11 protein-coding genes, 1 other RNA gene and 1 pseudogene are annotated in these 13,240 nt (G+C 32.4%); 6 read left to right on the top strand and 7 right to left on the bottom strand.

Going from position 1 to position 13,240, the window contains the following annotated elements; all coding sequences use genetic code 11:
- The first annotated feature begins 2 nt into the window (after positions 1-2).
- Positions 3-758 (top strand): GNAT family N-acetyltransferase, encoded by a 756-nt coding sequence (locus AB8B90_RS09995; protein WP_405336425.1) that lies wholly within the window; start codon positions 3-5, stop codon positions 756-758.
- A gap of 259 nt (positions 759-1,017) precedes the next feature.
- Here AB8B90_RS09995 and AB8B90_RS09990 read toward each other — a convergent pair whose 3' ends face one another.
- From AB8B90_RS09990 to AB8B90_RS09980, 3 genes are read right to left on the bottom strand one after another with little or no spacing between them, the layout of a single operon-like run.
- Entirely contained in the window at positions 1,018-2,019 is a 1,002-nt protein-coding gene (locus AB8B90_RS09990) for an MlaD family protein (protein ID WP_405336423.1), read from the bottom strand.
- Between the two features lie 4 nt (positions 2,020-2,023).
- The gene (locus AB8B90_RS09985; protein WP_405336421.1) at positions 2,024-2,779 is read right to left on the bottom strand and encodes an ABC transporter ATP-binding protein; all 756 of its coding nucleotides are present in this window, start codon (positions 2,777-2,779) and stop codon (positions 2,024-2,026) included.
- 2 nt (positions 2,780-2,781) lie between these two features.
- Positions 2,782-3,564, bottom strand: a complete 783-nt coding sequence (locus tag AB8B90_RS09980; protein ID WP_405336419.1) for an MlaE family ABC transporter permease — start codon at positions 3,562-3,564, stop codon at positions 2,782-2,784.
- Between the two features lie 215 nt (positions 3,565-3,779).
- On the opposite strand from AB8B90_RS09980, the gene AB8B90_RS09975 reads away from it, so the two are divergent.
- Positions 3,780-4,385: a hypothetical protein gene (locus AB8B90_RS09975; protein ID WP_405336417.1), complete on the top strand. Its 606-nt coding sequence runs from the start codon at positions 3,780-3,782 to the stop codon at positions 4,383-4,385.
- Between the two features lie 72 nt (positions 4,386-4,457).
- On the opposite strand, the gene AB8B90_RS09970 is transcribed toward AB8B90_RS09975, so the two are convergent.
- Together AB8B90_RS09970 and AB8B90_RS09965 are read right to left on the bottom strand one after the other, a co-directional pair.
- Entirely contained in the window at positions 4,458-6,161 is a 1,704-nt protein-coding gene (locus AB8B90_RS09970; RefSeq protein WP_405336415.1) for an ABC1 kinase family protein, read from the bottom strand.
- Positions 6,162-6,165: 4 nt separating this feature from the next.
- Entirely contained in the window at positions 6,166-6,534 is a 369-nt protein-coding gene (locus tag AB8B90_RS09965) for a hypothetical protein (protein ID WP_405336413.1), read from the bottom strand.
- A gap of 131 nt (positions 6,535-6,665) precedes the next feature.
- Between AB8B90_RS09965 and AB8B90_RS09960 the strand changes: the two genes are divergently transcribed.
- Both AB8B90_RS09960 and AB8B90_RS09955 read left to right on the top strand, forming a co-directional pair.
- On the top strand, positions 6,666-7,070 hold the full coding sequence (locus AB8B90_RS09960; protein WP_405336411.1) for an HPP family protein: 405 nt from the start codon (positions 6,666-6,668) through the stop codon (positions 7,068-7,070).
- On the top strand, positions 7,070-7,990 hold the full coding sequence (locus tag AB8B90_RS09955; RefSeq protein ID WP_405336409.1) for a L,D-transpeptidase: 921 nt from the start codon (positions 7,070-7,072) through the stop codon (positions 7,988-7,990). The genes AB8B90_RS09960 and AB8B90_RS09955 overlap by 1 nt, the downstream gene beginning before the upstream one ends.
- 11 nt (positions 7,991-8,001) lie before the next feature.
- On the opposite strand, the gene AB8B90_RS09950 is transcribed toward AB8B90_RS09955, so the two are convergent.
- Positions 8,002-9,009: a 2-hydroxyacid dehydrogenase gene (locus AB8B90_RS09950; protein WP_405336407.1), complete on the bottom strand. Its 1,008-nt coding sequence runs from the start codon at positions 9,007-9,009 to the stop codon at positions 8,002-8,004.
- 157 nt (positions 9,010-9,166) lie between these two features.
- Positions 9,167-9,562: a transfer-messenger RNA gene (gene ssrA, locus AB8B90_RS09945) on the bottom strand.
- A 219-nt stretch (positions 9,563-9,781) separates the two neighbouring features.
- Between ssrA and AB8B90_RS09940 the strand changes: the two genes are divergently transcribed.
- The gene (locus AB8B90_RS09940; RefSeq protein ID WP_405336405.1) at positions 9,782-10,987 is read left to right on the top strand and encodes an NAD(P)-dependent oxidoreductase; all 1,206 of its coding nucleotides are present in this window, start codon (positions 9,782-9,784) and stop codon (positions 10,985-10,987) included.
- Between the two features lie 134 nt (positions 10,988-11,121).
- Positions 11,122-13,240 (top strand): annotated as a pseudogene (locus tag AB8B90_RS09935) (hypothetical protein); the annotation flags it as partial.

Below are 13,240 nucleotides of genomic sequence, written 5' to 3'. Positions count from 1 at the left end.
CCATGAAAATTGTAAAAGTTACACCAGAAAACGCTTTAAAAGAAACATTCTTTTGTATAAAAGATATTAAAAGACATGGGTTTCAAGATAAACTTAAATGGTTTGAAAAGCGCTATCAACAAGGTTTAAGGATAAAAATCCTGAAAAATCCTGAAGACAAAATGATAGGATTTATGGAGTACGTACCAGCCAAATATGCATGGCGACCAATTGATGCCGATAATTATATGTTCATTCATTGTACTTACATATATTCAAAAAAAGATAGAAACAAAGGTTACGCCTCTTTGCTCATTAAAGACGCTGAAAATGAAGCTAAAGCAGAAGGATTGGATGGGTTATGTGTAATGACTAGTAATGGAGGTTGGCTAGCCGATAAGACCTTATTTGAGAAAAATGGTTTCAAACAAATTGCTGAAAAAGACAGGTTTGAATTATTAGTAAAGACTTGGAATAACAACGCTGTCATGCCGAAATTTATTGATTGGAGCTGCCAACAAAAGAAGTATAAAGGATGGCATTTGAGCTATGCAGACCAATGCCCTTGGAATGAAAAGTCTGTAGCTGCAATTTTAAATGTCGCTATGGATTGTGGTATAGATCTAAAAATCACTAAAATAAATACAGTTAAAGAAGCAAAAATGGCACCTTCAGGTTTTGGTGTCTTCAATTTATTGTATGATGGTAAACTAATAGAAGATCATTATATCAGTGCAACCCGATTTAAAAATATTCTAAAAAAAGAAATTCATAATTAGTTGTCATGACTGATTCATATCATTTAAATAGAAGATTGTAATATTTAAATTAGGTATCAAACTAAATAATGTGCTATTATGAAAATTCAATTAAGTTTAAGGTTGCTTTTTGCAGTTTTATTACTGTTGCTATCTACGTTTTTTTTCGTTTAGATAAATGCTGTTACAGAAATTAGGATGAAATTTCTAAGACAGAAGTCGCTCTTCGGATGAGTTAAAAAATAAGAGGAATACTTGTAAAGTAGCAGTTAAGTATTTTTTATTCTTTTTCTAGTTCAAGATTTTTAGATACTTTTTCCTTTTCACGCTCAAGTTTTCTAAAATATCCTCGGGTTAGAAAATTATGTTTTAAGGCTTCCATGTTTTGGTTAAATTTATCGGTTCCTTCATTAATGTTTTGTAACGTAGATTTTAAGCTATTTACAGCTGTAGTGTCTCTAACTAAATAATTGAAGGTGCCTTCACTAGAGTTTATATCAGTTACTATAGTATTAATATTATACAATACATTGTCTATTTCACTACTAGAGGTTTCTAAATTAGAAACTACCATTTTAAGCTTTTCACTCGAAATGGTGTCATTTAACAGCATTCCTAAGATTGTATTATCATCTGTTTTAATTGAAGTAATGATACTATTTAATTCGTAAATAGTCTTTGTTGCACCTTGACTTGCTATTCTGAGGTTGTTTACCGATTGTTTTAAATCGTTAGCCATAATAGTATCGTTAAGTAATAAACCAACAGTACCATTACCTTCTAACATGGCAGTTGTGATTTTGAGTAAATCTGAAGTGAGAATTGCCGCATTTTCTGAACCTACACTTAAAGTGCTAAGGATGTCATCAGCACCAATTTTACTGTAGGATACGATTACATCACCATTACTAATTAATTCTGATTCACCTTGACCTGGAACAATGTTCACAATCATATTGCCCACTAAGCCATCAGAACCAATGGTTGCAATCGCATTTTTTTTAATATGAGTGATGATTTTTTCCTGAATGTTCATACTAACTTTGATGGAAGAATCATTCACCATCGTTATATCATTTACAGTTCCTATGTCTATCCCAGAATAGCGGACATTATTTCCGCGCTGTAGGCCATTTACATTTTGGAAATAGGCACTTATCATAAAGGTTTTATTAAACATATTTCGTCGTTGACCGATAAGGTATATTGCTGCAATGAATAACATAGTACCAATAATGACAAAGAGTCCTAATCTTAATTTTTGTGCTTTAGTTTGTTTCATTGTATTAGTGTTTAAAAAATGCTTTTATGTTTTTATCTTGACTTGATGATAACTCGTCGTAAGTTCCTTCGGCATAATCGATACCATCAATTAAAAGTATCATACGATCTGAAATGACTCTTGCACAATCCACATCATGGGTTATAATTAGTGATGAGGTTCCATATTTTTTCTGAATCTCCTGCATTAAAAGGATAATCTCTTTTGCTGTAATAGGGTCTAGCCCACTTGTAGGTTCATCATAAAGAATAATTTTAGGTTGCAGTATCAAAGTTCTAGCTAATGCTATACGTCGCTTCATTCCTCCTGAAAGTTCTGCAGGCATGAGGTCTATAGCATTCAATAAACCTACATTTTCTAAAGCTTCCTTTACTAAGGTTTCAGTATCAGCGTCTTTGGCAAATTTTTTAGTGTGACGTCTTAAAGGAAACTCTAAATTTTCTCTAACAGTCATTGAATCGTACAAAGCACTACCTTGAAATAAAAAACCGATATCAGCTCGAAGAATATCTAAGGCTTTTTGGTCTAATGTAGTAATATCATTATTCATAACGCGAATAAATCCACTATCGGCTTCCATTAATCCAACAAGGCATTTAATCATAACTGATTTTCCTGAACCCGATTTTCCCATGATAACCAAATTCTCACCTTGAAAAAGTTTCATGTTAAAGCCATTTAGCACATGGTTGTCTCCAAAACTTTTCCGAAGATCTCTAATTTCGAGAACAATATCGTTAGATGATATGTGAGATGTCATGGTCATAAATCGTAAAAAATATCGGTTACAAAAACAGCTATAAAGTCAATAATAAATAATAATAAAGAGGCCAGCACAACTGCTGTATTGGCAGCTTTACCAACACCTTCAGTTCCCTTACTACAATTGAAGCCCTTAAAGCAACCTACAATGCCTATCGCCAAACCAAAAAAGAATGATTTGATAGTAGCTGGAATAATATCTCCAAATTCTAAAGCATCAAAAACTTTATTAAAATAAAGCATAAAGGACACATTTCCCTTAATATTCTCAACTAAATATGATCCAAATAAGGCAATAGCGTCTCCAAAAAGTACTAGTAGAGGAAGCATAAGTGTAATCGCTAGAACACGTGTTACTACCAAGTATTTAAAGGGATTTGTTCCTGAGACTTCCATGGCATCGATTTGTTCTGTTACTCGCATAGAGCCTAATTCAGCACCTATTCCAGAACCAATCCTACCTGCGCAAACTAAAGCCGTAATTATTGGTCCGACTTCTCGAACTATAGAAATACTAACCATTGAAGGCATCCAAGAAACAGCTCCAAATTCCATTAGTGTTGGTCTGGTTTGTAAGGTGAGCACCAATCCAATGATAAAACCAGTGATGCCAACGAGAAGCAATGAACGATTACCCATTTGATAGCATTGGCGAAGAAATTCTTTCATCTCAAACGGACGCTTTACAACTTCAATAAAAAACCGTTTTGTGAAATATGATATTTCTCCAACTTCTATAAAGAAAGACTTTAATTGGTTTTTTATTTGATGTAATCCAATCATTTTAGAGTGTGCTTCTCTCAAATGTATGGTAAATATGAAGCTTATAAAATGATAATGGTCAATTCTAATATGTTGTTAGGTTATATGGATTTAGTTGGCATTGAAGATTTCAATACAGTTAATAATGCTTTTTAATCCTAAAGTGAACTGATTTTTATCATTGTGTTTTATAGGTTTTATTAAGATATTTATTATCATCATAAAACTAAATACTCATGAAAACTAAACAAGACATTAACTTTGTAGAAAAGGTTATTGGAGCATTAAGAAAAGCGGCTGTAGAACTAGAAGAGTTTCAAGTTCAAGCTGCTTTAGGCAAATCAGAAGCTCAAGATAAATACGAAGAAGTAAAAAAGACTTTTAATTTATTTCTTCATGATAGCGAATTCAAAATAAAAGGCGTTAAAGAAAAAATTGAAGATTTGAATGCCAAATTTGATGAATTGCGCCTGCAATTAGTACTTGGTAAAGCTGAGACTAAAGAAATTTTTAAAAAGCAAAAAAAGCAATTACTTCTAACTTTACATGATATTGAAGTTAAAATTAAAACTAATGAAGCTTTAACTAGAATGTATGCTCTAACTTTAATTGAAATTGAGCAGTTCAAAATTCAATTAGAAATTTTAGAACAAAGATTCATTAGAGATAAGAGTAAAGCGGTAGATGCTTTTGAGAAAGGTAAGCATGATTTTAACTCATTTATAGATAAGTTTAAGGGAAAATATGCTAAGAAAGAAGTTGAGGAAACCAAACTAGAGCATTTTCAACATGAGATAACTGAGGCTTTTGATCATTTTAAAAAGGCCTTTTCTAAACCATAAACTTCAGTTCTAAATAGAAAAAGTACAATGAAAATTGTACTTTTTTTAAATTCAGTTTAGAGCGTTAATTAGTTACATGTCATAATCTCCTTTTTTGAGATTCATTATCATGCCAAAACCTAAGATTACAGCAAGGAAAAAACTAGTAAGACCAAGTAAAGATAACCCATGCCACAATGGATCTATTTTGAATACAATAAATAACGAGGCACCAACAATTAAAGCGACCATTATAAATGCTGTTATTAACTGTTTCGTAATTCGTTGAAGTGTATGAACCATTGGGTCAATACCTTTATGTGTAAGATCTACTTTGACTTCACCAGAATTTATTTTTCTAATCGCATTTTTTAAATCTGTCGGAAACTCTTCCATATAATTAGTGAGTTCAACTACAGAATTTGCAACTTTTTTTCCAATTAGAATCGGATTGTATTTCTGAGTTGCATTTTTTCTAAGATATGGTTTTGCAATGTCAAATTGTTCCAATTCTGGATGCAATTTTTTTAATACACCTTCTAGTGTAACTAATGATCGAGCAAATAGAAAAAAGTAGGTTGGTACTTTTAAACCATGCGCAATGATAATGTCTTTGAGTTCTAAAAGAATGGTACTCATCTCGTTATCATTAATGTCTCGAACATAATATTTCTCTAGAAACTCGTTAACATCAAACTCTAAATCTCTCATGTTTTTTATTGGAGCATTGTTTGATAATTGCTGCAAGGATTGAATGATTCCTGTGACATCTTTGTCATTAATAGCAATAAATAATTTCCCAAAAATTGAAATATCTCTTGGTAGCATACTGCCCATCATTCCAAAATCTAAATAACAGATATGACCATTGGGTATCACAAATAAATTACCAGGATGTGGATCAGCATGGAAGAAACCATATTCAAATATTTGCTTAAAAAAGCTTGTAGCCAATCGTCTTGCAATAACTTTTGGATCATTATTTTTTAGTTTAAGTGCTTCAATTTGATCTATCTTAATTCCTGAAATGTATTCTAAGGCTAATACTTTTGTAGTTGTAAATTCTGGATATACTTTTGGTGCTTGAGCAAATTGATCTAAGGAATTATCTGCCTTTAGATTATTGTAAAAGCGTTGCACATTAATTGATTCATTGATAAAGTCAATTTCTTTTAAAATCGAATCTTCAAAGTTTTTAATAAGACCCACAGGGTCAAAACTCTTTAAAGAAGGCATTCTTCGTTCTAATATTTCAGCAATATTATACATTGCTTTTATATCTTCTCCAATAATTTCATGAATTCCAGAACGCTGAATTTTTAGCGCAATACGTTTGCCAGAGTGCAACGTAACCTTATGGACTTGTGCAATTGAAGCTGATGCAAAAGGTTTTGGTTCAAACCAAGCAAATAAATTTTGTACTGTATCCTTTAGTTCAGTTTCTACTACATTTTTAGCGACCTCCTCAGACATTGGAGGTACATTGTCATGAAGTTTTTCTAATTCTAATGCTAGTTCTAACGGAATTAAATCTGGTCTATTACTTAAAATTTGACCAAATTTCACAAAAGTAGGACCTAACTCTTCACATACTAATCTCATCTTCTCCCATCGACTAAACTTTATGGCTTGTGTGCGTGCTGAATTTGGTACTAATTTTTTTACGAATGAATAACGATTTTTTTCCTCCAGGTAATACACAAAATCTTCAAAGCCATACTTTACCAGAACTCTGAGGATTTGATTGTATCTCGAGATGGATTTGAAGTTTTTTCCTATGCCTGATATAAGTCCCATTATGTTAAGATTCCAAATGATTGATCCTTGCTTCGAGAAGAGCTACGGTTGCATCTAACTTTTCTAATTTTTCATTCAAAGCTTTAATTTCATCTAAATGTGCTACATTAATTTTCTTGTAGAATTTAATGACTTGTTGTTCAATTTTTTCATTTAGTTCCTCTTTAAGTTCATGAGTTTTTGCTATGATACGATTAACAAATTCTAATTCATTACCGTTTTCATCAAATTGAGAATCAGTCATAAACTTATTCATGTTGTCTTTTCCTTTTTCAGACAATTCATTAATTCTGTCTAAAAAATGATTGTCTTTTGCTATGAAGTAAAGACTTGAACTTAATGTAATTAACTCTAAAATTGTTTTAGTTTTCATAAAGCATAGTTTTGACTTAAACTATCTTAAATATATTACTAATCCGATGGTTTTAAAATGATAAAGATCATTTATAGAGAATTAATAATACCTTAAATTTAATAGTATAAAAATCTTAAAATAATATTCCAATGAAAACAAATTCAATCACCAAATTAATGACCAAAAATGTAGTTAGCGTCTCGTCAAATCAAATTCTTTTGGATGTTAAACATATTTATGAAAAAGACAAATTTCATCATCATATTCCTGTAGTTGACGATGGAAAATTAGTTGGCATGGTAAGCTTACTTGATTTTATGTATCATATTTCAGGAGCAGGTTTAAGTGATGATCATGAAGTTTACAAAAAATTACGTGTGAAAGATATATTTACACCCAATCCATTTTATATGACATCGGATACAAGTATTAAAGAAGTAGCTGAGGTATTAACAGAAGGTCGATTTCATGCAGTCCCAATCTTAGATAATGATAAGGTTGTTGGAATTGTATCTACTGCTGATGTTATAAAATACTTTTTGGAAGTTGCTTAATGGTAACGGTTCATCAACATATAATCATTGTTGCATTATTTATTTTTGTATTAAAGTTTAGCTTTACTCAAAGCGACTACTTTGATGAAGTTTCAGATAGTACAAAGCTAAGTAGTCAGTTAGCTTCTGATACATTATTGGTAAAAAATCACGTGTTAATTGAGAACTACTTTCAGTACATCGATTCCCTTGTAATAAAACATGATTCTTTAACACCTTACAAGTTGAATGAACATCTTTTAGTTCATGCAAATTCTTGGATTATTGATACACTTCAGAATACCGATTATTATAGGATGATGTCTCGAGATTCTTTTGTTTACGATCAAAAAAAAATGATTGTTCTTCCAAAAGGAAGTGTAATCACTATACCAGATTCTATTCGAGCCAAAAAGATTTCAAGCGCATTCCAAAAAACTAAAATAGATATTAATATTCCAGAATTTAAACTTCGTATTTACCAAGATTCGATCTTACTTTATGAATTTCCTATTAGAGTTGGAAGGAATGAAAAAAAATATTTAGAAATGTCTGGTAGGATTCAAGATTTAAAAACTAAAACAGGAGTAGGCTATATTGTTAATTACAATCGTAACCCTAGATATGTCAACCCAGTTAATAATCATCAGTATTTTGTTACAAAACGAGATGATAAAAAAGTGACTAAATTACCCCAAATCCCTTTTATTGAAACCGAAATCAACGGGATTAGAAACGGTCAATTAATCCATTCCACAACCAATCCAATTACTTTAGGGAAATCCTACTCTAATGGATGTATTGGGACAAAAGAAGCAGATGCTTGGGTGATTTATTATTTTGCACCTTTACATACCAACATTAAAATAAGATATGATTTAAATATAATAAATGAACTTGGCGAAACTATTGTTCTGGAAAATATTTATCAATACAAATGACTAAATTGACCTTAAGACAAATAGATTATTTCTGTCAATTCATTACCTGTTTCAAGTCCAGAATTCCAACAATCTAAATTATGTATCGTTGTTTCTGCAATGTTTGTTAGAGCTTCATCAGTTAAAAAAGCATGGTGTCCGGTCATTAGAACGTTTGGCATAGCGTTTAATATCATAAGCATCTCGTCATTAGGTATGTCTTGAGAATGATCATTGAAGAAAAGTCCTTTTTCATTTTCATAAACATCAATACCTAAAGCACCAATTTTTCCATTCTTAAGTCCGTTAATGACATCTTCTGTGTTTATTACTGCTCCTCTTGCAGTATTGATAAGAATTACACCAGTTTTCATTTCTGAAATAATATTTTCGTTGATAAGTGAATGAGTTTCGGCATTTAATGGTATATGTAAGGATATAATATCCGATAGCTCACATAATTTTTTTAGAGTTGTGTAGCGCAAATTATAATCGTCTATTAACTTGTTATTTTCTTCAATATCATAGCCTATTACATTACAACCAAAACCATGCATTATTTTTGTCATTACTGATCCAATTCTACCTGTACCAATAATGCCAACGGTCTTTTCATTGAGATCAATTCCAACCAGGTTGTCAAGATTAAAGTTATAATGTTGGACACGTAAATTAGATTCAATTAATTTCCGATTTAGAGCCAGTAATAAAGCGACTGAGTGCTCTGCAATCGCATAAGGTGAATAAGCTGGTACATTAGCCACTCTAATCTTTAACCTAGATGCAGTTCTTAGGTTTACGTTGTCATAGCCCACAGATCTAAGTGTAATGTATTTGATACCAAAATCTTTAAGCTTTTCGATAGTCAGAAAACAAGCTTCGTCAGCAGAAAAAATCGAAATGGCATCATAGCCAACAGACATCATAGCCGTTTGTGATGACAAGGCCTCTTTTGTAAATGTGAGTTGGTACTTATTGTTGTTCGCTTTTTCCAGATATGGAATTTCAAAATCTTTAGCGCTGTATAAGAGTACTTTCATAACAAAATAGAAATTATTTAAAAGTAAAATTAGTACCAAGAATTCACTTTTGAAATGATATTGGTCAGGTAAGTTTATGGATTCTGATCTCACGGCATGACAAGAAACAGATAAAAAAAAGAGGACAAGTTTAAAATAAATTGAAAACTGTCCTCTTTTGTGGAGTCGGAGAGAATCGAACTCTCGTCCAAACAAGCTATTAAAGAGCTTTCTACACGTTTATTCTTTCATTAGATTTTCGATGGTGAACTGGCAAAAGACAACCTACTCAACACTTAGCTTTTTTATCTCGAAAAGGCATCAAAGCACTACCTAATCTAAGTTAATATTTACGATGCCTCTAGTAAGAACGCCATTAACCAAGGCTTTCTGGAGACATTTAGCTCTCCTACCTAGTAGGACGAGGCTTAATCTTACTATAATTCAGATTATGCAGCTAAAGCGTAGTTATTCTCGCCGTTTAAAAAGTTGACCTAGCCTTTTACGTGTATCAATGTCATTACACGACGTGCTTACCGTTTAATGAGTCTCGCTGTCAAAACCAGTCGACCCCATTTTAGTAATTTTTATTTTGGCGTTCCCTTTCAGGTCAGGCTTTCCGCTTTATCTTTTGCAAAAAGCAAAAGGATGCCGCTTTAATCCTTAACGCAGTATGCAAAGTTATCAAAAAGTTTGTATAACCCTACTTTTACTAGTATTTTCGTACAAATTTTATACCAATTTAGAACACTGACCATTTCTGTCAGTTTTCAATAATTATAGACATCATATTATGAAATTCGGAATCATTAAAGAGCGTAAAAGTCCACCAGATAGACGCGTCGTATTTTCACCTGAAAAATTAGCTGAAGCTAAAAAGCAATTCCCTCAAGCAGAGTTTGTTGTGGAATCTTCTGATATTCGTGTGTTTCCTGATGAAGCGTATCGTCATTTCGGATTTGAAGTTGTTGATGATGTTTCAGATTGTGATGTGTTATTGGGTGTTAAAGAAGTTCCTTTAGAGCATCTCATTCCGAATAAAAAGTATTTCTACTTTTCACATACCATCAAGAAACAGCCATACAATCGAAAGTTATTACTTGATATGCTCAACAAAAATATCGAGATGTATGATCATGAAACCATTGTAAAACAAAGTGGTGCACGTTTAATTGGTTTTGGTCGTTATGCTGGATTAGTTGGTGCTTATAACGGATTTAGAGCTTTAGGATTAAGAGATGGTTTGTTTAATCTTCCTAAAGTAGAAACACTTACAGATCTTAACGCTGTAAAATCTGAACTTGATAAAATCACACTTCCAAATATTAAAATACTACTCACAGGAACAGGAAAAGTTGCTATGGGAGCAAAAGAAATATTAGATCATTTAAAAATCAAAGAGGTGAGTGATGCTTTATACTTAACATCACAATTTTCTGAGCCAGTTTATGTCATGGCAGATGTTATGGAATATGCAAAACGCATGGACGGTAAAGTAGGAGAGAAGCGAGAATTTTATAAAGATCCTACAGGTTATGAAAGTAATTTCATGCCTTACGCTAATGAAACTGATTTTTTTATTGCAGGACATTTTTATGGAAATAAAGCACCTTATTTATTTACAAGAGAAGATGCAAAAAATCCAGACTTTAGAATTAATTTAGTCGCTGATGTGTCTTGTGATATTGATGGACCAGTAGCGAGTACAATTCGACCTTCAACAATTGCAGACCCATTTTATGGATACGATCCACATTCTGAAACTGAAGTGGCTTTTGATGCAGACGAAGCTATCACTGTAATGGCAGTAGATAATTTGCCTTGTGAATTACCTAAAGATGCTAGTGAAGGTTTTGGAGACATGTTTTTAGAGCATGTCATACCAGCATTTTTTAATGGTGATGAGCGTGGCATTTTAAAACGCGCAAAAATTACTTCTTCAGATGGAAAACTTACAGAACGTTTTTTTTATCTAAAAGATTATGTAGAAGTAGGGTAAAACCGTTTTAAATTGTTTTATAATATATAAGTCAATTTGAGTTGCGTATTTACTTGACTAAATTTTCTTATTTTTATGAAGCAACCTTTTACATAAAATTGCATCTATATATTTACAATCAACAACTTAAGTCTATGAAACTATTTAAAAATCTATTCATTATTGCATGTGCATTGATGATATCTTCATGTGAAGAAGAAAACTGGAATTCAGATAACCCAGAAACAGGAGAAGAACAACCATCCGATTTTTCTCAAAATTTCGGAAGTTCATTTAGTGCTCGTTTCATGGGTAAAGTCGTTAACGAAGACAATAATCCAGTTTCTGATGTGATAATTTCTGTAGGAAACATTATTGCATCAACTGATAGCAACGGAGTTTTTTCAATAACAGATGCCACTGTGTTTGAAAATTTTGCCTACATTAAAGCTACAAAAGATGGATTTATTGACGGCTCTAGAACAATAGTTCCCTCAGATGGCATCAATCAAGTAACAATTATGTTATTGAGCTTAGATCCAATAGCAACAATTAATTCTGGAGAATCAAGTATAGTGGATTTACCTAATGGTACGCAAGTAGCCTTCGATGGTAATTTTAGTAACGAACAAGGCGGAGATTATAGTGGAGCAGTTACTGTAACGTTAAAGCATTTAAACCCAGATGATAGTGATATGAACTTTCAAATGCCAGGTATGTTATTTGCTGAAGATGCTGGTGGTAGTGCTAGAGTGCTTGAAACTTATGGTATGATTGCCGTAGAATTGCGTGGTGCTTCTGGTGAAGAGTTAAATCTAACAGAAGGTAGTACTGCTGAAATATCAGTCCCAATCCCTCAAAATGCAACGAATGCACCTGCAACGATTCCACTCTGGTTTTTTGATGAAGAAGGGGGTTATTGGAAAGAAGAAGGGGAGGCGATACTCCAAGGAAATAGATATGTTGGTAATGTGACGCATTTTAGTTTTTGGAATTGTGATGCACCTTTTCCTTATGTTGAGTTTTGTGTTACCATAGAAGATACAAATGGAAATCCGTTGCCAAATACTTATGTGATTTTACAAAGAGAGGCGGTTACAGGATGGTATTCTTCTAGTGGAGGATATTCTAATGCAGATGGTCTAGTTTGTGGATTAATACCTTCTGATGAAACCTTAACTTTGATAGTGCCAAGTTTTGGTTGTGTTGATAATGATTTTTCAACCGAAATCGGTCCGTATTCTTCAGATCAAAATATTTCAGTTCAAGTTACAGATATAGATGCTCTACTAACTAATTTTACAGGAGTATTTAATGATTGTGATGGCAACCCTATAACTAACGGATACATGCAATTGTTTTACAACAATATTACAGAAATCATACCTATTGATAATGGCATCTTAAATATGTCGATTGATTATTGTAGTGATAATACATCATATTCTGCTGTTGTTGTTGATTTACTAAATAACCAAACTACAGATGTAACTACTGGTAATTTTGCATCACCTACTACAGATTTAGGCATGCAAATGTCTTGTGTAGATTTAGCAGATACTGATAACGATGGTATTTTAGATATCGATGAAGATATTAATGGTGATAATAACTTAGATAATGACGACACAGATGATGATGGTACTCCAGATTATTTAGATGAAGATGATGATGGAGACGGAGTTAATACAGCTGATGAAGATCGCGATAATGATGGTAATCCTTCAAATGATGATAGTGATGGAGACCAAACACCAGACTACTTAGATGATTTAGATGCACTAGTTTATTCTGTTGATTATTCTGCAGAAGGTTGTGCTCCAAATGTAGTAATTGATTTTGATTTTATTATAGACGAGTTCTATTCTGGGTTAATAAATAATACATACTCTTTTCACCTAACACAATCAGATGCAGATACGAATATAAATCCATTACCAATGCCGTATACAAGTGATGGAACCACAACTGTTTTTTATGTGAGAGCAAATAACTCAATATCAAATCAATTTGCGGTTGCTGAAATTTATATTTTTCAAGAAAATATAGATTCAGACCAAGATGGTTTAACCGATTGCGAAGAAATTACTGGTATTAATGAGGATAACGCTTGGTCTAGTTGCGATCCAAACGGGAACATCACAGATCCAAACGATTCAGATAGCGATGATGATGGGTTTGATGATTGTTATGAAGCTTTTATAGGAACTGATCCTAATGATGCTAGTAGTTTTCCTCAAGATACAGATGGTGATTCTGTCCAAGATTCGCAAG

The sequence above is a fragment of the Psychroserpens sp. genome (assembly GCF_045105015.1).
Taxonomy (GTDB): Bacteria; Bacteroidota; Bacteroidia; order Flavobacteriales; family Flavobacteriaceae; genus Psychroserpens.
The sequence above is the reverse complement of the archived record's forward strand: the minus strand, read 5'-3'. Positions and strand labels throughout refer to the sequence as shown.